Origin of the sequence: Scytonema sp. PCC 10023, assembly GCF_963920835.1 — a bacterium.
GTDB lineage: Bacteria > Cyanobacteriota > Cyanobacteriia > Cyanobacteriales > Nostocaceae > Kalymmatonema.
The window spans coordinates 17528-41980 of record NZ_CAWUDP010000015.1 but is presented as its reverse complement, the minus strand read 5'-3'; the positions used below and the strand labels follow the sequence as shown (position 1 = coordinate 41980).

The window sequence follows — 24453 nt, the reverse complement described above, 5'->3', positions numbered from 1 at the left end:
ACAAATTCAGTAGAACGAATCAAGTCTTCAGTAAAAGTACTGAAAATTATGTGTCAATGTATCCTTGCAATTTGCCAAAAGCAAGTAAACAGGGAAAGCATTTTCGTCGATAGAAACTACTCAGCGTCACTGCTGCGACTCCAAACTCTCGTGCTATCTCATGCCAAGTTTTTTCTTCTGGAGGTAAGCGGCGTAAGAGTAAAACCTGGCAGTTAATCTGCGGACAACTGCACAAATGGAGACTACGTAATGTTCCTTGAGTTTTAATCCATTCTAAAGTTTCTTCTAAAATTGGTTGCGCTTTCCCTAAGGCAGGCAAATTGTCTATGAAGTCTAATTCTTGATCAAAGTAAGTTACCCTAGTTGCCTGTTGCTGCGCTATTCTTCTATGGATGTCTAGCAGTCTACCTTTGAGATGGATATTAAACCAATTTATGACACTACCTTTTTCAGAATTGTATTGAGAAAGATTTTGGCAAAACCAAAGCCAGGTTTGCTGCAACGCATCTTCATAGTCCTCATCAGATAGACTGGCCCAACCTCTCCAAATTTTCCCTGATTGCTGCATTTGATAAACAAGCTGATTCAGTAATTGCTGCCGCCTCAAACTACCAGGAGGATGCTCGCACGCAGCCGCCACGATTTCGCGTAGCTTTTGATGTAAATCTTCTGGCTCAATGTTTTGATTCATAGAGGATGTCATCTGTTCTTCCACTGACATAAAGCATGAGTGTCGTTGACTCAGGTATTTACTTTGTCTGCTCTACAGGCGAACTTGGTGGACTAATATTGATCAACGGCAGCGCACTGCTACCCCCCATGACTTGGGGAAAATGACCATCCCACTTTTGTATCGCCTGCTGTTGTAGTATCTGTGGAGTTAAATTTTGCCGCAATAATTTTTGTGCCTCAGCTTGACCTTTGGCGCGATTTACCTCTGCTTCTGCATCCTTAGCGGCTTTCAGGGCTACATAATCTGCCTGTTTAGCCTGTTGCTCAGCTATTTGCTTCGCCTCAATCGCTGCAGCAAACTCTGGAGAAAAAGACACATTTACCAGAGAAACATCATCGGTATACAATCCATAAGCTGCAAGCCGTAATTTAATAGAGTTGTCAATCTCTGCTTTTAAATCTGCCCGTTCCTTAAGAATTTGCTCAGCAGTTTTTTTGGGAGTTGCTGCTTTGATAACCTCAGTAATCGCAGGCACTATAATTGCATTAATAATCTGCTCTTGATCTCCAATTCTTTGATAAACCTTGTTCACCTGGGTTGGCTCAATATGCCAATTGAGGGAAACGGCTATCTTAAGAGTTTGTAAATCTTTAGTGCCAGCTTGGGATTCGATATCAGTTTTTTGAACACGAACACTAAGTTTCTTGACGGATGTCACGATTGGCATAATCGGATGAATACCTTCGTCCAAAATGACATTTTGGACTTGACCGAAGCGCATCACAACGCCTCGCTCACCTGTATTTACAATCGTAAATGGCTTGAAGATATTCGCTCCTAGTAATAGGACAAACCCCCCGACAATGGAAAAGGCAGTGGTTGGTCTAAAGTTATTGCGCACGTTTATAAATGCCATAGTCCCTTTGAACAAAACTGTTCCATAAGCAACAAGTGTAATTTCATCAAATTTTCCACTATCCCTCCCCACCTTCAGCAAAGCAAGGTGGGCGAGGTTGTTCGGGTCAAATTTGGTGGCTCGACACCATCAAATTTGACAATCTCCGAGTTGACAGCACGATTAACCCCGTGCTTCGCTGTATCAATCGGACTTTCTTAGCAGTAAATTGTCCAAGACGCTTCCAGGACGCATCACTTACAGAAACTTGTTTTTCGGTGTCGCCACTCACCCATCCACGACAAGTTTTAGTCCCTTGGGTAGCTTCTACATAGTCACCCTTCCTGAAACCATGCCGTGTTATGGTTCCACCATACTTGCGCCTTACACCGCCAATGGATGGAACCATGAGGTGTAATTGACGACGTGAAACTGGCGGGCGCTTAACAACAACAAATTGGGAGGGGGTGATATTGACTTGACCTTTCCATCCCATGCTGTTAATTGATGTTATCCCGTACTTAATCCAACGGCTAGCCGCAATTGTGACACCATCTACTGCGTGAGTTTCTGGTGTTTGGCGCGACTTGTCTTGTTTGTCTTTGGGTAATCCTAGTTCTTTACGCAAACTAGAGGTTTCCCATCCCTGGATGGTTGATGGCTTGATACCAAATCGCGTTTCTAATTGCTTGAGTAACCATAATTGTCCAACCATGACAGGGCTAAATCTTTTGTCCCCTCGTGCCATAACACGCTCAACAATAATGCTTTCAACTGGATAAATCTTGACTATTTCACTCACTATCCGTAGTTCAAGCGTTTTATTAGCGCCAATACTAGGAGGTACTTTCTTTTGTTTACGGTTATCAAATCGCGCTTGACGGTGAGCACGTTGAATATATGGCAACTTACGGTTGATGCGTCTCCCTCTACGACCACGTCGCATCATTGCTCTTTGCTCCATTCTGTCTTTTACGGTTTTGAATGGTAAAACAAGGTGCAACATAAGCAACGTAAACTTGGAAGACTGAACGCCAACCCCAGAGTAAAGCTTGCCAGGGTCTAGTCCAATAACAATAGGTTGAGTTTTGGTATCGCTTGGCTCAACGGTTAACTGTACGTAGAACACACCTAGTTTTGACCATCGTTTGATTGCCTTGCCGTCTTTTAACCAGCGTCTAGCACGACTAGGAGTCGTGGGCATAAGTGGCAACCCATCTTTTGAAACTACTGGGACTCGCATTTAAGATAATTCTCCTTTCAGAGTTGATGTCCCCTCGCCCACCTAATCCAAGATGTCTTGGCTTTCCCAACGACTGACCAAACAGTCTTGCATTTTGTCCGAACTAGGGAAGTATTCGGAAGTGCGTACCAGGATTAGGCTCAGTGGGCTAGTCAAACACACAAGATTTGGTTCTTGCAAGCCCCACCCTCAACGAAGTAGGGTGGGGTTATTGACGTTGTTGGGCAATTACGCTCCATCTGCTTATCGGGTTAAAACCAAAGGTTTGCGGCAAATATTTACAAAACTTTACAAAATGATGATGCAGGAAAGAATGGTGGGTTACGCCCCACTTTAGTTATCATCTAAAACCTCAACTGTCCTGCGCTAAGCCACCCTACATAAGGGATAATTTATTTTTTGCTAAGCTGTTCCACATTTAACTTGCATTATCTGGGCGCGCAAGATGCCCACCCCACAAGAATTTGAAAAAATTTAAAGCAAGCAAATTCAATGTGCTTTAGCGAGTAAGCTAAAGTGCTGTGTCGTTCTTTTGTGCGAACTGCTGCTCGATTTGGAGATATTGAGGCACACCGATGAGTTCTTGAAATTCCTTGAACTCAACTAAACCCTGAAAATGAGCTGTCGTTCCGTGTTCTTTCAAATGACGCAAGCAAGCAGTCATGACGTTTGTGGCTGCAAGTAAAGCAGAGACTGGGAAAAACACAATTTTAAAACCTAACTGTTGTAACTCTGAGGCGGAAAGTTGGGGAGTTTTGCCACCTTCAACAATATTGGCTACCAAAGGTACATCCACAAACGTAGCGGCTATTTTTTGCAGTTCCTCAACCGACTGGGGCGCTTCAATAAACAGGACATCTGCTCCAGCATCAATATAAGCTTGACCCCGACGAATTGCTTCTTCCAAACCCAATGGGGCACGGGCATCGGTGCGGGCTACAATCACTAAACCACTGTCACCACGCGCTTGCACCGCCGCCCGGATTTTGCCAGCGTGTTCAGCCATCGAAATGACTCGCTTGCCCTCAAAGTGACCGCATTTTTTGGGCCACTCTTGGTCTTCGAGTATGACCCCAGCAATTAATTGCTGTACGGCGTCCTTTACAATCCGGATAACGTTTAAAGCGTTGCCATAGCCTGTGTCCATATCGGCGATCAGGGGAATACTCACTGATTGAGCAATTCGCCCTACGCTGTTAAGCATTTCCGTGGCTGTGAGCAAACCGTAATCTGGCATACCAAGTGTGGAAGCGGCGATACCAAAGCCACTGGTAGCCACTAATTCAAAACCTAATTGTTCAGCCAGCTTTGCTCCCAGGCAATCGTAAACTCCTGGAATAATCAGGATTTCAGGACGCTCAAGCAATTGTCGCAGCTTTTGGCTAGAAGAAGACATAAATGAAGAACCAGGGTATAGTTTGAACTAAAAACCTTTTATTCATATTCTCATATTTCGTTTGTTGCCCAACTTATGTATTTATAAGGTTGGGGGTTCAGTAAATTTCAAGAAACCATGACTCGGTCGGTTTCTTAAAATTTTAATACTTTCTAACGAAAATATGAAGGAATTGTAAAATTGTTGCATTTTTTCTAGGCATTTTTGAAAAATGTCATTTGCGTGATGTTAACATGACTGGACTCAATATTTAGTTACTGCTTGATTGAGAAAAGTCGTTTCATTAGCTCTGGGGGTAGCAGTGTTTTTTTTTCAGAAAAAAACTAAAAAAGTGAATATCAAAGTCGGGCAGAAACTAAATTTAGAAAAGTTTAAAAGCTTATATCTTTCCAATATTAGAGGCGATGTTTTAGCAGGGATAACTGTGGCATTAGCACTGATTCCAGAATCTTTGGCTTTTGCTGCGATCGCCAAAGTTGAGCCAATGGTAGCTTTGTATACTTCATTTTGTATCGCCGTCGTGATTTCCCTGTTTGGTGGACGACCGGCAATGATTTCTGCAGCTACTGGTTCAATGTCGTTACTGATGACATCATTAGTAGAAAAATATGGAGTTGAGTATTTATTTGCCGCCACAATCCTGACTGGAATCATTCAATTCCTGATGGGAGTTTTGAAATTAGGAAGATTTTTTACCTTCATTCCCCAATCTGTAGTCGCAGGTTTTGTTAACGCCTTGGGCATCTTAATTTTTATGGCTCAAGTCTGGCAACTTGCTGGACAAGCTTGGCAAGCATACGCAATGGTAGCAGCTACATTGGCAATTGTCTATCTCCTGCCCCGTTTTACCAAGAGTGTACCATCACCCCTGGTTGCCATTATTCTGATGACGATTGTGGCAATGTCTTTTGGCGTGAATATCACCAGAGTAGGAGATGTTGGAAATATAACCGATACGCTTCCATCGTTGCATCTGCCACATATTGACCTTTCTGTGAAAAGCTTTTTCATTATTCTTCCTTACTCATTAACGCTCTCGATTGTCGGTCTTTTAGAATCTCTATTAACAGCACAACTGCTTGATGAGCTAACAGATACCAAGAGTTCTAAAAACCGGGAAGTTAAAGGTCAAGGAATTGCAAACATTGTCACAGGCTTTTTTGGTGGCATGGCTGGTTGTGGCATGGTTGGACAGTCGATTATTAACATTAGATCCGGTGGCAAAGGGCGTTTGTCCACCTTTGTTTCGGGTGCTTTCTTGTTAATTCTGATTTTCGTTTTCAAAGATATAGTTAAGCAAATTCCTATGGCTGCCCTCAACGGCGTGATGATTATGGTGGCTTTTGAAACCTTTAATTGGAACTCATTAAAAGATTTACGCAAAATGCCGTTGACTGAGGCAATTGCCATGCCTGTAACGATGGCGATCGCCCTTTGGACTCATGACCTTGCCCAAGGGGTGTTAGTTGGCGTGATCATGAGTACTTTGATTTTCGCTTGGAAAGCAACCCAAATCACAGCAGTAAAATCCATTGATGCTAGCGGAGCGAAACAATATACAATATCGGGACAACTTTTCTTTGGTTCAATCTCCAACTTTATGGAGTTATTTAACTATGTTGACGATCCAGAAAAAGTTGTCATTGACTTCCATCACGCTCATGTGTGGGACCACGCTGCTGTCACTGCAATTTCTAAAGTGGTTGAGCGATATCGGAAATTGGATAAGTATGTGGTTATGGTTGGATTAAACCAGGAAAGTCAGTCATTCATGCGTCAAGTTGGTGTTTGAGAAGGAGTTATCAAGTGAACTTTGTCTTGGTAACAGGGGTTGGGTCACAACGATTGAAAAATCTGCCGAGCCAGAGGAAAAACCGCCCTTAAAAATTGATTGATTTTGTATACAAGTTAACAGTTTGGGCGGTTTTTCCGTCAAGAACGTGGAGCCTAAACTAGTTAACTTGTAATGAGGCACCGCAGTTTTTCAGTCCTTCAATGAAACGGTAGTTGGCACAAAGAAGCCAGCACCCATTTTTTTCTTGCCTCCAAGACCATTTGTTTCCAGCTTATTGGTTTGGTGCTTGTGTCGTAAACATATTCTGGCATGTAGGGATGACACGAGACGTCCGCACTCTACATCCCACAAAAAAAAGTGCAAAAAACACCTAATATACTGTAACAGAAAAATACTCCCATCAAATTTTTTACAGCTTCATTAGAAATAAATATAAGTATAAATTTTTTTTTAAATACTGACCTTTTATACGGAAGTACACAAACTCAGGACGAAAAATTGAACAGGTATTAACAAATTTTGGTTTAAGCGCTTATACCAGCTTTGTAGAACAAGACAAAGCAGTGAAAATACTTAGACACGAAGTTAATACTTTGTGTTGCTAACCAAAACTCTGATGGCTAGTGGGTACTGTAGAGAAATTAACAAATACCTAGAACTCTCCGCATCCTTTGGTTCCCTATAAACGAACGGTGAGTAATCAGATGTAAAACGCAATATTGTTTTGTAGAGTACCAGATGATGATTACAGGCATTCTTTTCGTTGACCCATCTGTAAGCCACTACGAATTTTTACTGAAAAATGTTGTAGCAGGCATCAAGGCTATTGTTCTTGACTCTGAGCGAGATGGCGTAGCACAAATTACTGAGGTACTGTCCCTGTACCGTGGAGTGGAAAATGTTCACATTGTTTCTCACGGCTCTTCGGGAACCCTAACCCTTGGCAATAGCGAACTCAGCCTCAGCACCCTAGAACTTTACGCCGACCAACTAAAGAATTGGTTTTCCCCATATTCCCAGCTTCCGGTCTCTCCAGTTCCCTCGCTTCTTTTGTACGGTTGCCATGTGGCTCTTGGTGATGCAGGGCTAGAATTCATCACCAAGCTACACCAACTAACGCAAGCAAATGTTGCCGCCTCCGCCAACCTCACTGGCAACGCTTTTCTGGGGGGTGATTGGAACCTGGAAGTCAACATTGGCAGCATTTCAAATCAACCACTGGCATTAAGCGCCAAAGTTATCACAGCGTATCCATCTGTACTCAGTATTGCTCCTATCCTCAATGACGCTAATCGGATTCTGGATGCGATTAACGAAGATGCAGTCGCACCCATAGGGGCAGTTGGTACGCCAATTTTCTCCTTAGTGACCCTTGGTAATAACGTCATAGACCAGGACCCCGACGCACTCACTGGTATTGCCATTACAAATGCTGACACTACCAACGGTAATTGGTTGTACACCACTAACAATGGCACCACTTGGCTACCCTTGGGGGCTACATCCGACAACAACGCTCGTCTATTGGCTTCTGATGCAATTACCCGCCTTTACTATCAGCCCAACGCCAACTTTAACGGCACCATCAGCAATGCTCTAACGTTCCGTGCGTGGGACCAAACCAGTGGTATTAACGGCGGCACTGGGGACACCAGCGCCAACGGTGGCGCAACTGCCTTTAGCACTGGGATTAACAGTGCCACACTTACCATCAACCCCGTTAACGATGCTCCTACCCTCACTGACACGAACCTTATCCTAACTGCCATTGACGAAGATGCAGGTGAAGCCATAGGAACAGTTGGTACCCTCGTTTCCTCGTTAGTGAGCCTTGGTGTTAACGTCACTGATCCAGATAACGATCCACTTACAGGTAATCCACCACTTACAGGTATTGCCATCACAAATGCTGACACCACCAACGGCAATTGGTTCTACAGCCTTAACGATGGCGGCAGTTTGGCACCTTTAGACTTGGTATCCAATACCAACGCTCGCCTATTGGCAGCTGATGGAACCACCCGCATTTACTTCCAGCCCAAAGCCAACTTCAATGGCTCCATCAACAATGCTCTCACCTTCCGTGCATGGGACCAAAGCAGTGGTACCAACGGCGGCTTTGCGAACACCACCATTAGTGGCGGTACTACTGCCTTTAGCACTACGACTGACACTGCCGCAATTACCATCAATCCCGTCAATGATGCTCCTACCCTCACTGAAGCTAATATCACCCTAACTGCCATTAACCAAAATGTAGGCGCACCGATAGGAGCAGTTGGTACCCTCGTTTCCTCCTTAGCGCGCCTTAATGATAACGTCATCGACCCGGATAGTAATGCAGTCACAGGTATTGCCATCACAAATGCTGACCCTACCAACGGCACTTGGTTCTACAGCACCAACAACGGCAGCTCCTGGATACCCGTAGGAATTGTATCCGGCACCAATGCGCGCCTATTGGGGGCTAATGCCAACACTCGCATTTATTTCCAGCCCAACGCCACCTTCAATGGCACCATTGACAATGCTCTAACCTTCCGGGCGTGGGACCAAACTACTGGTACCAACGGCAGCACTGCTGATACCACCCTCACTGGTGACGCTACTGCGTTTAGTATTGCGACTAACACTGCCGCACTTACCATCAATGCTGTCAATAATGCTCCTATCCTGCTTGACACCAACCTCTTGGTAAACACAGTGGAAGATCCAGGGGCACCTACAGGACCAGTTGGTACTCTCGTTTCCTCCTTAGTCAGTCTTGGTATTAATGTCACTGATCCAGACAACAATCTAACTACAGGTAATGGACCTACAGGTAATGCACTTACAGGTATTGCCATTACAAATGCCAACATTACCAACGGCAGTTGGTTCTACAGTACCGACAATGGCACAAACTGGGCAGCCTTAGGGTCTGTGTCCGACGCCAATGCCCGCCTATTAGCGGCTGATGGAACCACCCGCGTTTACTTCCAGCCCACCGCCAACTTCAATGGCTCTATCAGCAATGCCCTGACCTTCCGTGCATGGGACCAAACCAGTGGTACTAACGGCGGCAATGCGAACACCACGATTAGCGGTGGTGCAACTGCTTTTAGCATTGCGACTGACACTCTGGCAATAACCATTGATGCCGTCAATGATGCTCCTATCCTCGCTGACACCAACGTCACTCTAACTGCCATTGAAAAAGATGCAGTAGCACCCATAGGAGCAGTTGGTACTCTCGTTTCCTCGTTGGTGAGTTTGGCTCCTAGTGGTAACGTCACCGACCCAGACACTAATCCACTCACAGGTGTTGCGATCGCAAACGCTGACACTACCAACGGCACCTTCTTCTACAGCACCGACAATGGCACTAACTGGACAGCTTTAGGAATTGTATCCGATACCAACGCCCGCTTACTCGCAGCTGATGCCAACACCCGCATTTACTTTCAGCCTAACGCCAACTTCAACGGCATCATCAGCAATGCTTTGACCTTCCGTGCATGGGACCAAACCAGTGGTACCAACGGCAGCACTGCGGACACCACCCTTAGCGGTGGCGCAACTGCCTTTAGCCTTGCGACTGATACTGCCGCAATTACCATTGGTGCTGTCCCCAATCCTGTCCCCAATCCTGTCACCAATCCTGTTACCGATCCTGTCACCAATCCTGTTACCGATCCTGGCACCCAAGTTGCTTCTACCCTGAAACTCCTGCCTAACAATATTTTCCAGTTAGAAGGCGACAAACCAAAACTTGAAGCCACTCTCACCGGAGCCAATTCTAATCAGGTGAATGAACTGGGAGTGTTTGTAGTTGACGATGACCAAGGAACAATTAATGGCATCGCTCCTGGTGCAGAAAATTATGCCCAAGTTGCACTTTCAAGAGCCAAGGCTATTTTCTCAGCAATTACCGATAGTCCCAATGGGTTTAATACTGACTTAACACGTCTAGTTGAATTTAATTCAGGGGAACGCCTGCGATTCTTCTTGGTCAACAACAGTAGTATTGATGCTGTACAAGCTGGTTCAACTTCTCTGACAGATGTACTCTTTTCCAACCCCTCAACCCAAAAAATCACAGACTTGGGTAATGGCGAGTTTACATTGGCTTTGAACGATGCATCAAATAACAATACTTCCGACTTCCAGGATCTGGTGGTAAAGATTAAGGCTACAAATCAGCCGTTACCTCTAGGTGCTGGTCTTCAGGGAAATCCTTTTGGAGAACTGGTTGATTTGCGTGATGTGTCAACTCCGGTCAAAGCAGAGTTTGTCTTAAATAGAGAAGCAACCAATGACAATTTCGTCGGCTTCTATCAAATCGCTGATACCAATGGTGGTATTGATATCGATGGCAACGGCACTGTAGACTTGCGTCCTGGTGATGCAGGTTATGCTCAAGCTGCGGTGCAAAGACGTGTTGCAGGAATTGATTTGACAGTGGGCAACCAAAGTACTGCTACATTGACAACTAATCTTAGCCCCGGTTCAGTGTTAGCACCATTCATTATTGCTAATGGCAGACCGGAGGCAATTTTAGATGGAAATCCAAACAATGACTCCGCAGTGTATTTCTCCTTTTTAGGAGCTAACTCAGATAAAGTTGACCATATTCGTTTGTTGGGGAATAACACCTTTGGGTTTGAGGATTTAGCAAATGGCGGTGATAAAGATTACAACGATATGATTGTCAGAGTCAATTTGACTAATGCTTAACCCACTCAAAAAACCAGTTTTTTAAACTCGTTAAGAGTAAGAAACTCAGAAACCCTACAGCAATTTTCATGTCAACATCGTAACCAGTATTCAAAAAAATACAAGGAGGCGATCGCCTCCTTGTGTTCTTGTCTTGTTGTTGCGATTGCATGATTGCACTGGCACCCCCAGTTAGTCTGTGACTGGCAAAGTGCAAAGCTGTGCTTGTGGGCGGCTTGGAGAACAGCAACGGAAGTGAAACCTGCAAGTGGAAAGATTCTCCCTTCCTCCTTTGGTCGTTGCCCAGAGGTAGAGCCGGTCGCAGCAGAAGTCTTTAAGAAAACATCGCAGAGCCAGGATGTTGTAGGAGAAATCCGAGAGCTTGGCAGATGATGTTCAGTTAAAGAACCTCCCCTTTTCGCGCATGGGAGAGCGTCAGAATAGAAATGGAACACCTTTACCCTAAATACAATTAATGCAATCTCCTTCCGTAGCCAGTCCCGAGCCAATTTTTATCGGTTTTCACGCTCTTAGCGATCCACTAAGGATTAGCGTTATCGAACTCCTGCGAAATAAAGAGCTTTGTGTGTGTGACTTATGCGACGCTTTAGGGGTTAGCCAGTCAAAGCTGTCTTTTCACCTCAAAACTCTCCGGGAAGCTCGTTTAGTTCGCTCCCGTCAAGAAGGGCGTTGGATTTACTACAGCCTCAATATCCCTCAATTTGCCGTTCTAGAGCAGTACCTCTCAGAGTACCGCAGCCTGAGCCAAATTGTGCCTGCTCGTTTGTGTAAAGAGCCATCATAATATATCAATTTTTTTTATAAACTTGTGTTAACAGGATTCTCCTTCTTGACATATCAATTTTTTTTGAAATAATAGGGATATACCCTAAATTGATATGTCAAGGGAGTGGGGTCAATGAACGCAAGGCTACTTAAGTTGGCGCTGTTTCAAGCCCCCGGATTTATCCGTGGGGTATTAATTTTGAATTGATAATGCGCGAATTTTGAATTGTCATAACCACCCTTACTTAGGGCGCTGTTATTCATAAATAGAAATCAGCTTTGATATTGCAAGTGTTTACTAAACAGTCTTATAAAAGATTGTTAATTTTTCATGAAAAGAAATCGTATCAGCCAAGGAAATTTTGATGAGTACAAATAATTCGCAAGCAAGTAAAGCCTCGGTGAAAGCAGGGAGCAATTTAAGCTTTTTTGAAAAGTATCTCACTGTTTGGGTTTTCTTGTGTATCTTTGCAGGAATTTTACTAGGAAGATTGTTCCCAGGGATTGCAGTGGCGCTGGATGCAATGAGTGTGTATCAAGTGTCAATTCCAATTGCGATTTGTTTGTTTTTCATGATGTACCCCATCATGGTAAAAATTGACTTCACGCAAGCTGCAAATGCGATTCGTGCCCCGAAACCCGTTATTCTTACCTTGGTGGTGAATTGGTTAATTAAACCATTTACGATGGTGGCGATCGCACAGTTTTTCTTGGGATGGTTATTTCGCCCTTGGATTACTGGAACTGACCTGATTCGCGGTAGTGAAGTAGCACTAGCAAATTCCTACATTGCCGGCACCATTTTACTGGGAATTGCTCCTTGTACGGCAATGGTGTTGATGTGGGGGTATTTATCTTATGGCAACCAAGGACATACCTTGGTGATGGTGGCGGTGAATTCTTTGGCGATGCTATTTTTATATGCGCCTTTGGGAAGATGGTTACTGGCAGCGAATGATTTATCAGTGCCTTGGGAAACAATCGTTTTGTCGGTACTGATTTATGTCGGATTACCGTTAATTGTAGGAATGTACAGTCGTTATTGGATTTTTAAACACAAGGGAAGAGAATGGTTTGAACGGCGATTTTTGAAGTATCTCACTCCAGTTTCTATCACCGCTTTGCTCATTACTTTAGTGCTGCTGTTTGCTTTCAAAGGTGAGTTAATTATTAATAACCCGTTGCACATCTTGTTAATTGCAGTACCTCTGTTCATCCAAACGAATTTCATTTTCTTTATTTCATATGTAGCAGCTTTAAAGCTCAACATATTTTATGAAGATGCAGCACCAGCAGCATTAATTGGGGCTAGCAATCATTTTGAAGTTGCCATTGCGACTGCTGTGATGCTGTTTGGCTTAAATTCTGGTGCAGCGCTAGCCACAGTGGTTGGCGTTTTAATCGAAGTCCCAGTGATGTTGATGTTAGTTGAGTTTTGTAAGCGTACAGCGGCTTGGTTTCCACGGGAACCAGAAAAGGCAACGTTGCGCGATCCGCGTTGTATTAGTGCTTTTAAGTAATTGCTGATTTTCATGACAAATTTTTCTCATCCACCCAGAATATTGTTTTTATATGGCTCTTTGCGAGAGCGTTCCTATAGCCGCCTCTTAGCAGAAGAAGCCGCTCGAATTATCAAGGAATTTGGTGCAGAAGTCCGGTTTTTTGATCCACGGGAATTACCGATTCACGGAAGCGTACCGGATACACATCCCAAGGTGCAGGAATTACGGCAATTAAGCCTGTGGTCTGAGGGTCAAGTCTGGTCATCTCCTGAGATGCATGGTAATATCACTGGTATAATGAAAAACCAAATTGACTGGATTCCTTTAGAGGTAGGAGCAGTCAGACCGACTCAAGGCAGAACCTTAGCAGTGATGCAAGTTAGTGGAGGTTCTCAGTCTTTTAACGCCGTCAACACCATGCGGATTTTAGGGCGTTGGATGCGAATGTTTACAATTCCGAATCAGTCTTCAGTCGCAAAAGCTTATCAGGAGTTTAACGAAGACGGAACGATGAAGGATTCAGCTTACCGCGACAGAGTGATTGATGTCATGGAAGAACTTTATAAGTTCACTTTCTTGTTGCGTGACAAAGTGGATTACTTGAGCGATCGCCATAGTGAACGTAAAGAAAAAGCAGCCAAACAGGCAATTATGTTGGCGAATCAAGCTGTTGCAATGAACTCAGCTAAAGACACGTAGCCTTTGCTGTTACTTTTTGTCGTCAGAGAGTCACTCATCATAACTCATTTATAAATAGCGAGGAAAACCAATGAAACGTGTGATGTTCGTTTGCAAGAAAAATTCCCGTCGTTCTCAAATGGCAGAGGGATTTGCTCGCACTTTCGGAGAAGGCAAAATTGGCGTCACAAGTTCTGGTTTGGCAGACAGTTACGTAGATCCAACCACTGTCCAAGTTATGTCAGAAATTGGCATTGATATCAGCAATCAGACTTCTAAGCCTTTAAGCGATTTCAAAGCTGAAGATTACAATGCCGTGATTTCTCTTTGTGGTTGTGGAGTCAATTTACCTGAAGAATGGGTGATTAGAGATGTGTTTGAAGATTGGCAACTAGAAGATCCAGAAGGGCAAGATATGGAAACCTTCCGCCGCGTTCGTGATCAAGTTAAAGAAAGAGTCGTGAAGCTGATTGAATCTTTGAGTTAATTTTTATCTCGCATTATACAGCAGTATCAAATTGACCGCGTGAGAGGTTAGAAGCCAAGATTTTCGTAGGTGAGTTCCTGATTTGCCCAGTTGGTTTCTTCAAGAAATTCACTAAATGTGGTCAAAAGTCCGGGGAACTCCTCTTCCCTCAAGCGCTGGACATCGGCTTGATAACCCTTAGTGCGATACCACTGAATCAAATCGAACAGTTCCTTTCGCAGGAGGAGCAAGAATATCCAAGCAGGTGTTTCTTTGTAAACAACTGGAATCCCTTGGGCGTTGGAAAACGCCTCCGTCATCTGCTTTGGAGTCAGCACATCGCCAGCAAGCTCAATTTCTTGCCCGATGTACTTCGAGGGATTTTTTATAACATAGGCAGCTACGCGCCCCATGTCCTTAGTTGTAATTAGATGTATGGGCTTATCTGGCTGAATGGAGAATGGGAAGACACCCTTAAGAATGGATGGGCGGGTGTATTTCTTCCAAAATTCTTCCATAAACAAGCATGCTCGTAACATGGTTGTTGGTAAGCCTGCGTTTTTTAGAACCTGCTCCACCTTGTACTTCTGCTCAATATGGCTGATTCCAGAATTTCTATCTGCCCCTCCTGCAGAGTTATAAACGAAGTGCTTAATGTCAGCTTTCTTTGCAACTTGTGCAACTCGCTTTGCCCTCTCGACCTCTTGTGGGTCAGGTTTGGCAGAGTCCGCACTCGTAGCGTGGCAGTAAACAGTCGAAACTCCTGCAAAGGCTGCTGCTAGTGAAGCTTCATCGTCTAAGTTTGCCTCAACAAGCTCGACTCCTGCATCGTTCATCTTTGCCAAGGAAGGACGATTCAAGTCAATTTTCCTCGTTATGGCACGTAGGTTGGTCACTCCTTGTTCAAGAAATCCTTTGACCGCATTTCCACCTGTGCCTCCAGTAACCCCGATAAGCAGGACTTTACCAATGTTCGACTCCGTGACTTCAGCAGAATTTAACACGTTCACTTCCTTGGAGTTTTTGGTCTAAATTAAGTCTATACAAAGCGGAGGGATGCAAACAATGATTGAGCCGCAACCGGATTTAGACAACACTTCTGTGTTTGAGCAGTTGTGGGGTATTACAAACGAACTTCGACAAAAGCTAGACGCTCGTTTTGAGCTACATCCAGACCCGTCTACGAAGGACTTACAGAACTACTCTACTACTACAGGAGATGCCCAAGGCTCGCTCAACACCTTCTCTGGTCCGGAAATAGATTGGCTAGTGCATTCATGGATCCGCAACCCCAAATTGGGCTTTAGCAATATGCACCTAACGATTTGGCTGGGACCACAGATTCGTGTTCCTCATCTCGCCTTTGTGTTTGCCACGGTTCCGCAGTTGTTCTTTTATATAGATTATGTCCCTCGGACGGATTTGTATATCGACCTGGAGTACCTGGATCGCTACTACGAACCGGTTAACCAAACCTATCTGATGTTACAGGGGGATTCGCGTTTTGAACCGTATATCAGTAAAACTCTGTATATGCGTCAGGCGCAATCGCATACAAGTCTGTGCTATTCGTGCCCAGTCACAGAAGACACACTCTCTCTGGTAAGTAGTGTTGCTCACGAGATGATGGATCGCTGGCTTACCTGGGTAGATGAAGCAGAACCTGTGGCAGAATCCAAGCGTGATGCCTTATCTGAGCGCGATTTGTTTGTACGCCGTGCGGTTGCTGAACGTGATCCGGATAACAAAATTGCTGTGCGGTTGTTTGGGGCAGAAATGACTGAGAAACTGGTTCGATCGCTCTGGGGTGGCGATCGCCCAAAATAGCGCACTGCTTTAGAGAGGCGATCGCATTACAGAGTAACATAATGATAATTTAGACAAAGCAGGGTATGGCAGCCAATCGAGAAAGCATCGACTCATTCCGAGCCTTGGCACTCCAGGTAACGTGCCACGCCGTTAACCAGGCAACTGACCGCCAAGAAGCCCGCTCTTTGATGCAAAATACTATCAACCGCTTGGCACAACAAATCGCTGCCAGCATCGCTTTCATCGGCTTCGACTGTCGTTTAATTGTTCTACCGGAATACTTCCTCACAGGGTTTCCGATGGGAGAGTCACTGGCTGTCTGGGCGGAAAAAGCTTGTCTAGAAATGGCGGGTGCTGAATATGAAGCACTCGGTAAAATTGCTCAAAAGCATAGTATCTTTCTTGCTGGCAACGCCTACGAACTCGACCCCAACTTTCCAGGGCTGTACTTTCAAACTTGCTTTGTTCTCGACCCGTCAGGGTCAGTTGTCTTGCGGTATCGGCGGCTGAATTCTATGTTTGCTCCGACACCGCATGATGTTTGGGATAAGTATCTTGACTGCTACGGATTGGAAGGCGTGTTTCCGGTTGCAAAGACTGCAATTGGTAATTTGGCGGCGATCGCATCAGAAGAAATTTTGTATCCGGAAGTGACACGATGTCTAGCAATGCGTGGAGCAGAGATTTTTCTGCACTCAACCTCAGAAGTGTATGGCAAAGAACGCGCTCCCAAAGAAGCGGCAAAAATCTGCCGTGCTGTGGAAAATATGGCATACGTAGTCTCAAGCAATACGGCAGGTATCGCTAATATCCCCATTCCTGTGGCTTCTGCTGATGGTGGCTCTAAAATCATTGACTATCGAGGACTGGTTTTAGCGGAGACAGGTGAGGGGGAGAGCATGGCAGCTTTTGCTGAGATAGATTTGGCTGCTTTACGCCGCTACCGCCGCCGACCGGGGTTAAATAATTTACTTTCACGACAGCGGTTTGAACTCTACACAGAAAGTTATCGTCACTCGCATTTTTACCCAGCTAACACTATGCTGGAAAAAGAAGTAGACCGTAAACACTTCATCCAAACACAGCAAGAAACGATAGAGCGCCTAGCTAAACTAGGGGTGATTTGAGCCATGTCCAAACCAATAGAAGTCCGCAACCCCCGGACTGGAAAATTTGATTATGTCATTATACCTCCACCCTCAAAGTTGATAGCACAGCAGTGCAACCGCTCACGGAGAGCGCAAAAAAGCTGGCAGCAGCTTGGTTTAGAAGGGAGAATCGAAGTTTTGCAGCAGTGGAAGCAAGCTATCTTATCTGGACGCGATAAACTGACCGAAGCTTTGGTCAATGATACGGGGAGATTATCAATCTCCGTATTGGAAATTGACTCATTCCTCTCCAGCATTGACCGTTGGTGTAAATTAGCGCCAGAACTGCTGCAAGAATCTAAAAAAGATACGGCAATTTCTTTTATCGAACTGCAACAAGCAGCGGTTCCTTATCCCCTCGTTGGGGTAATTAGCCCGTGGAATTTTCCCCTGTTGCTCTCAACAATTGATACAATCCCAGCATTGCTGGCTGGTTGTGCCGTCATCGTCAAACCCAGTGAGATTGCTCCTCGGTTCGTAGCACCGCTGTTAACAGCACTCAACGCCGTGCCAAAATTACGCGACGTATTAAGTTTTGTAGAGGGAGCAGGCGAAACCGGAGCTGCTCTCATCGAATATGTGGATTTGGTGTGCTTTACTGGGAGTGTGGCGACGGGGCGAAAAGTGGCACAAGCAGCAGCTAAACACTTCATTCCTGCTTTTTTGGAATTGGGAGGGAAAGACCCAGCTATTGTGCTGCCATCAGCCGATTTAGACTTAGCAACATCAGCAATTTTGTGGGGTTCTGTCGTCAACACCGGACAGTCATGCCTCTCCATTGAACGGATCTACGTTGCTGAATCTATCTTTGAAAAGTTTATCGAAAAACTGGTAGCCAAAGCGCAATGCCTTCACTTAGCCTACCCTACAGTGGAAAGCGGGGAAATTGGTCCTATTATTGCAGAGAGACAAGCAGCAATTATCAGCGACCATTTGCTAGATGCAGTGGAACAGGGAGCAGTTGTTCACTGTGGCGGTGAAGTTGAAAATTATGGAGGAGGTTGGTGGTGTCACCCTACAGTTCTCACTTCTGTTAACCATTCTATGAAGGTGATGAGCGAAGAGACATTTGGTCCTATTATGCCAGTGATGCCTTTTTCCACAGTTGAAGAAGCGGTGAACTTGGCGAATGACTCAATCTATGGACTCAGTGCAGCGGTTTTTGCCTCCTCGGAAGCAGAAGCATTGGAAGTGGCACGCCACGTAGATGCGGGTGGTATCAGTATCAACGATGCTGCTCTCACCGCCCTTATGCACGAGGGAGAAAAAAATGCTTTCAAATTTTCTGGCATGGGTGGGTCAAGAATGGGACCTGCAGCGCTAACACGTTTTATGCGAAAAAAAGCTTTTTTGGTGAAAACAAACCCCATTGCCGATCCTTGGTGGTTTGATAGTAAATAAAGCTTTTTCGTGCTTGTAAAACTGCTTCAAAATCATAGGAAAAGTTTTAAGAGTAAATATTAAGTAGGGAAGCCAGTGCGGTGGACGGGTTCCCCGGCATAAAGCACCTGGCGTTGTGTTACGGCTATGTAAGGACTTGAGAGTTTGAGAGAGTGAGATAAGAGCCGTAACGCACCGCCTTTGGTGGTGCCGTACTCTCGTTAATGCACCCTACAATTTACAGCTATTTTCAGCTAATTGAACCACAGATTTTTGTAGGGGCAAAGGCTAGCCGTGCCCCTACCCCGTGGTTTATTTACTTGAAAAGCGCTGTAAGCTTATAAAACTTTATCCCACTCTAACTGATGAGCTAAACCATACTTGATAAAATCTTCTTTTTTAGCTTTATCACTTTTACCAAAAACACCTAAACTGTAAGGATTATCTTGCATACGTTGTGTGACTTGCTCTTGTTCAAATCGTATCAATTCCTCTCTAGGCTTATCCGGTTTAAAAAAGTCTACAACCAAGACAGTTCTGTCATAATTGGTGTAATTATGCGGACAGTGTGGATAGCTGTGATCTAAAACCATGAATTCTCCTTCATGCCAATAAAGCTGCTCATGGCATATTTTCATAGCTATATCCCCTGGTGGCACAATCAATCCTAGATAGCCACGATTCATATGAGGGTTATAGTTGACATGCAGCTTGATATCCAAGCCTGGATGGAATGTACCAAAATACGCATTTCTGATGATCTTATCATCGCTCAAGTTGACTTTTTCTATCAACTTAGCCAAATTTGGGAAATATTTCTCTCTTAATGCAAGTGCTTTTTCTGATGCATCATTTGGTCTATAATCTGGATATTGTATTTGATGAAATTGAATATATTCTTCAATAAAGATACCTTGAAATAAAATACCAAAAGCACTATATTTGGAATTACCTTTGGTTTTAATGGTTTTACTTTTAGGTCCTAAAACATCATAAGTGAATTGTAACTCTTCATTAGATGCGTCTTTAATAAAGTGTGTAAACTCATCTCTAATGACTTGCCAGTTATCTTGAAAGCTTTTGAGAAAAGGAAATTGCTTTGGGTCCATATGATACTCATTAAAACTTTCCATTATCTTTTCTCCTGAAGATGATTGAATAAAAAACGTTACATGGTGATGAGATTTGGTCTGCGTCCCGGTACGATATTGGAATTCCTGAGTAAACCAGAGTATTCATCCATGACTAGTTAAAAGACCATGCTTAGAGTTCTACTTATAAAGTTATATAACGGTTGAATGGAATAATATTATCTGTGTTGATGTTCTTAAATTTTTGGGTTATGTACTCATTTTAACCTCAGTCTCCAACGGAGGGGCACGAGCGGGAAGGGCGAAAGAAACAAAGCAAAGCCAAGCGGATGAAGAAGTTGTAATCTAAGGAACAAGGCAATTCTTTGACAGTAAAAACCGCAAGAACAGTGGTGCGATTTCGCCCGTCGTGAGTCTGGTTTTGGAATCTAGAGTGAAAGACACTGGTGAAAAGGAGCAACGCCTTAGTTTTACGAGTTTCCTAACTCCATGATATGTTTCACAACATCATTCCGGTTGGTAACAAGCCAACCTTTCTCTTGTGCAACCAACATTAATGATGGATGAGGTTCAAACACTACAGGTTTACCGACTATCTGAAGCAATGCCGTGTCAGTTATTGAATCACCTATAGCAAGAGATTCCTCTAGATTCACTCTCCAATCCTTAACCATCTGTAAAAAAATAGAATACTTCTTGCCGAGATCTCCTGACAAGAGATTTACTTTTCCAGTGTACTTACCTTGGTGAGTTGCGAAAATTGAGCCTTGGTATTTTGAAATCCCAAACTCCTCAGCTAGGCAACACACAATTTCATCTGGGCTACCTGAAATTAACACAAGGGAGTATCCCTGGTTTTTGAGAATGTCGATGAGTTTCGGAACAAAAGGGAACATCTTGGTTCGTTCTTGCTGCCATACTTGCCTAGCATTCCGCTGCATTACAACTTGTGAGATACCTGCAATAGCCTCTGCATAGAGAGTATAAGCGCTAGTTGCCATGGTCTGGAAGTCAATTTCATTGAGGCGATATTTTTCAACTACTTTGAAAATATCCTCGCTCTTTGACTTATCACTAATACCATTTGCTGCCAATGCTTGTAGTAACTGAAGCCCTAAAGCACCAGGGTAGAGAGTTCCGTCAATGTCTAAGGCAGCAACTTTTATATCGTTCCTTTGCATATTATTCCGTGATAACGGCGGCGATGTGCTTAAGAGCGAGTAGCGCGAAGCTGCTAGTGAGAATAGGGACATCATAAGGGATAGGCCGGGGAGCTGCTTGATCTGGTATGGAGACGAATTTCCCTTCTTCATCCTGCTGTAGCATCAGGTGATGTGCACCTCGCCTTAATGTTTCGATATCACCAAGGCTGCTTAGGGCAATTAGGGTATATGAGGTGCTGATAACGTCGCTTGCGTCACCTAATTGATGACCCCAACCGCCATCGCTGTTTTGGGATCTACGCAGGTAGTCTAGTGCTTTAGCTTCTGCTGTATAAATGCTCTTTAAAAGCTGCGGTGACTGAACAACTTTACAGGTACGCATTGCTAACACTGAACGGAAAATCGCCTGTGCCTCGCTCAGACTCCAGCTTCTTTCAAAAGAACCGTCGAACCTTTGTTGGCTGGTGATGTAGCGCAGTCCACGCTCAAAGACGTTTGTATACTTAGCAGCCCAAGGAGCCAACGCGTTAAGGGCTCCTGCTGTCATGGTAATTTCAGAGGGATTACCACGAACAAAGGTAGGGAAGCCGCCGTCTTCATTTTGAATGGCCAGAAAATACGCCTCTGCTTTTGAAATGCATTCTTTGTATTTGTCAGGCTTAACTGCCCGTAAAAACTCTACACAGAAAGAAGTATCATCTACGTCAGTCTGACGTGCACCCTCCGCATATGACCATCCGCCATCTGACTGCTGTTGTCCTACTAGATACTCAGCCATTTGTAACAGAGTCTCAATGTCAACTCCAGTCTCTGTTAACGCTACTCCAGCAGTTGCTGTACAGAAAATCTCAAAACTAGCAATAAAAGGGAAACCGCCATCTGAATTTTGACAACTTAGCAAATTGTTAATTCCCTTCAAGACTATATGGTGGTGCTCTGGAAATTTCTGAAGTGCTAATAATATGATGATATTAGCCAGAACGTGTTTTTCCCATATGGGCTCATTGTTCTGCGTTGCCAGTAGAAATTCTATGTCATCATGGTTGACCCATTTTGGGTGGTTTAAACCAAAAGCGTATAGAACTTTAAGAGCGCATATTTCAGCGGCAACCCAACTTTGATAACCACGATAACAGAAGTGTTCTACCTGATATTGGCTGTCGTACGGTATTACCTGTAGTTCTGCTAGGATTGCACGGAACAGCACGCGCTTACGGCTTGCTGTGAAATGCTGAAAGCCCACCATATAGTCTTCAACAACTTGTGCATCTTCAGATTTACTTTTACCCAATGCTCCAAGAATTAGAGCCTTATGGAACTTGTTATTCTGCTCTTTGTCAAGTTGAGTAGTCAAGTAAGTCGTGAGTTGATATTGACAATTTGGATATATTTTTTGGATAGTAAGCAAGTGGAGCATCAACGAGGATTCAAGCACACGGCTCTTGCAAACATCTCTGACAGATCCATCTGTTTTCACTTGGTCTTTTAGATAGCGCGTAAGTTTTTTCTGGCAGTCTATGAGTTTACCTTGCAGCTCGGGCTCGCATAGTATAAAAGGTTGGAAAACAGAAGAGGTGACTGTAGAGTCAGACAAGTTTTTTAAAGTTTCCATAGATACACCCGGAGATATATACGGAGAATTAGAGTTGTGAAAAAGCGTAACAACTTTACAACAAAGATTTTGCTTTGTAGGCTAGCATTAGGGCTGCAACACTGAATTTTTTGTCCTTAAGGTAAGAGATGAACTCATATAAAATACAGCTTTTACCGTTAGTAAAAATCCAAAAAACCCGATTGTGACAATAGGGGGTGCGGAATGTAGGATGGATTATCTGTGTTTATCTGTGGTTCTATTGTCACAATAGACTTTTTCAAAGAATTTATTGAAGCTGTAACCTTAAACAATTGTTACTTTACGAAGTTAAACTAAACGACGCAACTTTACCTGCAAACCATCGCGAGGATGGGCTAGGGGCATCAGAACTATATCTAGGTTTTGTTCGGGTAATAATTCCCATTCATACTTGCGGACTAATAGCGCTGCAAATAACTTCATCTCCAGCTTGGCAAACTCTTTGCCAATACATTCTCGGACTCCTCCACCAAAAGGTATGTGACTAAATAGTTTTGATTTATCTTCAGCCCGTTCTGGGGCAAAGCGTTGCGGATCAAAGCGCTCAGGTTGAGTATATACTCTGCTATCTTTATGAGTTGTGATGATTTGGTACAGAGCATTCCAACCTTGGGGAATAGAATAACCATTAAACTCACACGGCTTGATCGTTTCCCGAAAGCCACCCCCAACTGGAGGAACTGGGGGAATTATTCGCAGAACTTCCTTAAGTACTTGTTCGAGATAGGTCATCTGCTTAAGATGTTCTAATGTCAGCGGTTCTTCAAACCCTAGTTGCTGTTGTTCTGCACGCGCAGTTGCCAAAACTTCTGGATGCTGCGCTAACAATAGACAAAAAGATGTGAGTGCTGATGTCATAGTCTCATGACCCGCAAACATCAACAGCAGCACTTGTTCTTTAAGTTCCTGCAAACTTAATTCATTCCCATCTTCATCCCGTGCTTGCATCATTATTCCTAAAGCATCCTCATTTGTATTAGGCTGCTGTTGACGCTGACGCACAATCTCTTCAATTTTTACCAGTAACTGTTTGCGACAACCTAATGCCCGACTAAATCTCGTCCAAGGCAACCGCACGGGAAAACTGAATATACCATTACTATAGTCTTTAAACAACTCCTCAAAATGGTTATCTGAGGCTACATCAGTTCCTATAATAAACTTGCAAGCAACATCAAAGGTATATTTTTTCAGTTCGGCATACCAAGTCAGTGTACCCATATTCTCCCATTTATGCAGATAACTGTGAATCGTGTCTGCCATTGAGGAGACGTACTTAACCAGCGTTCTAGATTGAAAAGCTTGCGATAGCAATTTGCGTCGCTTTTGGTGCTCGTCTCCTGTTTGTGATACTAGAGAAGATGCACCAAACAATATCTTGGTGCTACCCGGCCAACCAACAGAAAAATACTGGTTTTCATTTGTAAACAAAAAGCGATTGGCTTCTGCTCCAATCAGAACTACAGTAGGACGCCCAAATAGATGGGTTTTGAAAATCGGTCCATATCGCTTATATCGCTTCTGACTAAAGCTTGGATCACGCAAAAAGCTAATTGTTTCACCAATCAAGGGCAGCCCAAAGTTACCAGGAGGTAAAGCGAGTGAGCGTTCAGTCTGAGTTGTTGTCATCGCAGCTGTGCCTCACAGAACAAAAAACTTGCTTATATATTTAGCTTGCCATGATGTTCTTAACTTTGCACTTTCAGAATTCCAAGCAAAGTCAAATCAAACTGTAACGATGTATACAAAATCTGTAATTAAGATCATCACCGTTATCCCTTGTAAGGCGCTCCTCAAGACTAGACTGCTCACTTTTTTCTGCGTCTCCTTTTAAGGAGAAAATCATAATATATTAGTTTTTTTATATTATTAATAGTTTTTGTTAAAAGAAATATTATGTATTGACGAAAACAAAAACTGTTGTATATACTAGCGCTAAGCGACAACTAGCATGCCCGTGTCAAAAATATCAGGGTAAAAACGTTGCCTTAACTTTTTCTACAGGCAGTAAAAAAAGCTTTTATTACGATAAAAAACTTTATTGCGGTGAGCATTTCCTCAAAAACTAAGGGTGCTTCACTCGGCAATTCCTCCACTCTT

The 24453-nt window shown here is 43.8% G+C and carries 19 protein-coding genes; 10 read left to right on the top strand and 9 right to left on the bottom strand.

Going from position 1 to position 24453, the window contains the following annotated elements; translation table 11 throughout:
- Positions 1-46: 46 nt before the first annotated feature.
- The 4 genes from ACM0OZ_RS11500 to ACM0OZ_RS11485 form a co-directional block, all read right to left on the bottom strand.
- Positions 47-721: an RNA polymerase sigma factor gene (locus tag ACM0OZ_RS11500; RefSeq protein WP_414582974.1), complete on the bottom strand. Its 675-nt coding sequence runs from the start codon at positions 719-721 to the stop codon at positions 47-49.
- Between the two features lie 28 nt (positions 722-749).
- A complete protein-coding gene (locus tag ACM0OZ_RS11495) occupies positions 750-1589 on the bottom strand; it encodes a prohibitin family protein (protein WP_414582973.1) in 840 nt (279 codons plus the stop codon).
- Positions 1590-1695: 106 nt separating this feature from the next.
- On the bottom strand, positions 1696-2811 hold the full coding sequence (locus tag ACM0OZ_RS11490) for an RRXRR domain-containing protein (protein WP_414582972.1): 1116 nt from the start codon (positions 2809-2811) through the stop codon (positions 1696-1698).
- A 511-nt stretch (positions 2812-3322) separates the two neighbouring features.
- Positions 3323-4207: an isocitrate lyase/PEP mutase family protein gene (locus tag ACM0OZ_RS11485; protein ID WP_414582971.1), complete on the bottom strand. Its 885-nt coding sequence runs from the start codon at positions 4205-4207 to the stop codon at positions 3323-3325.
- A gap of 331 nt (positions 4208-4538) precedes the next feature.
- On the opposite strand from ACM0OZ_RS11485, the gene ACM0OZ_RS11480 reads away from it, so the two are divergent.
- From ACM0OZ_RS11480 to arsC, 7 genes are all read left to right on the top strand, one after another.
- The gene (locus ACM0OZ_RS11480; protein WP_414582970.1) at positions 4539-5999 is read left to right on the top strand and encodes a SulP family inorganic anion transporter; all 1461 of its coding nucleotides are present in this window, start codon (positions 4539-4541) and stop codon (positions 5997-5999) included.
- A 741-nt stretch (positions 6000-6740) separates the two neighbouring features.
- Positions 6741-10718 carry a DUF4347 domain-containing protein gene (locus ACM0OZ_RS11475; RefSeq protein WP_414582969.1) on the top strand — a complete coding sequence of 1326 codons (3978 nt, stop codon included), beginning with the start codon at positions 6741-6743 and terminating at the stop codon, positions 10716-10718.
- Between the two features lie 153 nt (positions 10719-10871).
- The gene (locus ACM0OZ_RS11470) at positions 10872-11090 is read left to right on the top strand and encodes a hypothetical protein (RefSeq protein ID WP_414582968.1); all 219 of its coding nucleotides are present in this window, start codon (positions 10872-10874) and stop codon (positions 11088-11090) included.
- A gap of 82 nt (positions 11091-11172) precedes the next feature.
- A complete protein-coding gene (locus ACM0OZ_RS11465) occupies positions 11173-11502 on the top strand; it encodes an ArsR/SmtB family transcription factor (protein WP_414582967.1) in 330 nt (109 codons plus the stop codon).
- Between the two features lie 346 nt (positions 11503-11848).
- On the top strand, positions 11849-13003 hold the full coding sequence (arsB, locus tag ACM0OZ_RS11460; RefSeq protein WP_414582966.1) for an ACR3 family arsenite efflux transporter: 1155 nt from the start codon (positions 11849-11851) through the stop codon (positions 13001-13003).
- Between the two features lie 12 nt (positions 13004-13015).
- Positions 13016-13684, top strand: a complete 669-nt coding sequence (gene arsH / locus ACM0OZ_RS11455) for an arsenical resistance protein ArsH (protein WP_414582965.1) — start codon at positions 13016-13018, stop codon at positions 13682-13684.
- Positions 13685-13754: 70 nt separating this feature from the next.
- On the top strand, positions 13755-14150 hold the full coding sequence (arsC, locus tag ACM0OZ_RS11450; RefSeq protein ID WP_414582964.1) for an arsenate reductase, glutathione/glutaredoxin type: 396 nt from the start codon (positions 13755-13757) through the stop codon (positions 14148-14150).
- Positions 14151-14197: 47 nt separating this feature from the next.
- Here the strand turns inward: arsC and ACM0OZ_RS11445 are convergent, their stop codons facing one another.
- Complete coding sequence (locus tag ACM0OZ_RS11445; protein ID WP_414582963.1) at positions 14198-15133, bottom strand: NmrA/HSCARG family protein; 936 nt, start codon at positions 15131-15133, stop codon at positions 14198-14200.
- A 61-nt stretch (positions 15134-15194) separates the two neighbouring features.
- Here ACM0OZ_RS11445 and ACM0OZ_RS11440 point away from each other — a divergent pair, with 61 nt between their 5' ends.
- The 3 genes from ACM0OZ_RS11440 to ACM0OZ_RS11430 all read left to right on the top strand — a co-directional run bounded on the left by ACM0OZ_RS11440 (position 15195) and on the right by ACM0OZ_RS11430 (position 18487).
- Positions 15195-15956, top strand: coding sequence for a red chlorophyll catabolite reductase (locus tag ACM0OZ_RS11440; RefSeq protein WP_414582962.1), 762 nt, complete (start codon positions 15195-15197; stop codon positions 15954-15956).
- Between the two features lie 65 nt (positions 15957-16021).
- Positions 16022-17065 (top strand): nitrilase-related carbon-nitrogen hydrolase, encoded by a 1044-nt coding sequence (locus tag ACM0OZ_RS11435; RefSeq protein WP_414582961.1) that lies wholly within the window; start codon positions 16022-16024, stop codon positions 17063-17065.
- 3 nt (positions 17066-17068) lie between these two features.
- Positions 17069-18487: an aldehyde dehydrogenase family protein gene (locus ACM0OZ_RS11430; RefSeq protein WP_414582960.1), complete on the top strand. Its 1419-nt coding sequence runs from the start codon at positions 17069-17071 to the stop codon at positions 18485-18487.
- A gap of 317 nt (positions 18488-18804) precedes the next feature.
- Here the strand turns inward: ACM0OZ_RS11430 and ACM0OZ_RS11425 are convergent, their stop codons facing one another.
- The 4 genes from ACM0OZ_RS11425 to ACM0OZ_RS11410 form a co-directional block, all read right to left on the bottom strand.
- Positions 18805-19599 (bottom strand): aspartyl/asparaginyl beta-hydroxylase domain-containing protein, encoded by a 795-nt coding sequence (locus ACM0OZ_RS11425; protein ID WP_414582959.1) that lies wholly within the window; start codon positions 19597-19599, stop codon positions 18805-18807.
- Positions 19600-20027: 428 nt separating this feature from the next.
- The gene (locus ACM0OZ_RS11420; protein WP_414582958.1) at positions 20028-20738 is read right to left on the bottom strand and encodes an HAD family hydrolase; all 711 of its coding nucleotides are present in this window, start codon (positions 20736-20738) and stop codon (positions 20028-20030) included.
- Position 20739: 1 nt separating this feature from the next.
- A complete protein-coding gene (locus ACM0OZ_RS11415; RefSeq protein WP_414582957.1) occupies positions 20740-22197 on the bottom strand; it encodes a prenyltransferase/squalene oxidase repeat-containing protein in 1458 nt (485 codons plus the stop codon).
- Between the two features lie 444 nt (positions 22198-22641).
- A complete protein-coding gene (locus ACM0OZ_RS11410; protein ID WP_414582956.1) occupies positions 22642-23982 on the bottom strand; it encodes a cytochrome P450 in 1341 nt (446 codons plus the stop codon).
- Positions 23983-24453: the final 471 nt, after the last annotated feature.

Bases quoted from the DNA above. Each gene is read 5' to 3' on its own strand.
- ACM0OZ_RS11500 (WP_414582974.1), bottom strand. From the start codon at position 721: ATGTCAGTGGAAGAACAGATGACATCCTCTATGAATCAAAACATTGAG.
- ACM0OZ_RS11495 (WP_414582973.1), bottom strand. From the start codon at position 1,589: ATGGCATTTATAAACGTGCGCAATAACTTTAGACCAACCACTGCCTTT.
- ACM0OZ_RS11490 (WP_414582972.1), bottom strand. From the start codon at position 2,811: ATGCGAGTCCCAGTAGTTTCAAAAGATGGGTTGCCACTTATGCCCACG.
- ACM0OZ_RS11485 (WP_414582971.1), bottom strand. From the start codon at position 4,207: ATGTCTTCTTCTAGCCAAAAGCTGCGACAATTGCTTGAGCGTCCTGAA.
- ACM0OZ_RS11475 (WP_414582969.1), top strand. From the start codon at position 6,741: ATGATGATTACAGGCATTCTTTTCGTTGACCCATCTGTAAGCCACTAC.
- ACM0OZ_RS11465 (WP_414582967.1), top strand. From the start codon at position 11,173: ATGCAATCTCCTTCCGTAGCCAGTCCCGAGCCAATTTTTATCGGTTTT.
- arsB (WP_414582966.1), top strand. From the start codon at position 11,849: ATGAGTACAAATAATTCGCAAGCAAGTAAAGCCTCGGTGAAAGCAGGG.
- arsH (WP_414582965.1), top strand. From the start codon at position 13,016: ATGACAAATTTTTCTCATCCACCCAGAATATTGTTTTTATATGGCTCT.
- arsC (WP_414582964.1), top strand. From the start codon at position 13,755: ATGAAACGTGTGATGTTCGTTTGCAAGAAAAATTCCCGTCGTTCTCAA.
- ACM0OZ_RS11440 (WP_414582962.1), top strand. From the start codon at position 15,195: ATGATTGAGCCGCAACCGGATTTAGACAACACTTCTGTGTTTGAGCAG.
- ACM0OZ_RS11435 (WP_414582961.1), top strand. From the start codon at position 16,022: ATGGCAGCCAATCGAGAAAGCATCGACTCATTCCGAGCCTTGGCACTC.
- ACM0OZ_RS11430 (WP_414582960.1), top strand. From the start codon at position 17,069: ATGTCCAAACCAATAGAAGTCCGCAACCCCCGGACTGGAAAATTTGAT.
- ACM0OZ_RS11425 (WP_414582959.1), bottom strand. From the start codon at position 19,599: ATGGAAAGTTTTAATGAGTATCATATGGACCCAAAGCAATTTCCTTTT.
- ACM0OZ_RS11420 (WP_414582958.1), bottom strand. From the start codon at position 20,738: ATGCAAAGGAACGATATAAAAGTTGCTGCCTTAGACATTGACGGAACT.
- ACM0OZ_RS11410 (WP_414582956.1), bottom strand. From the start codon at position 23,982: ATGACAACAACTCAGACTGAACGCTCACTCGCTTTACCTCCTGGTAAC.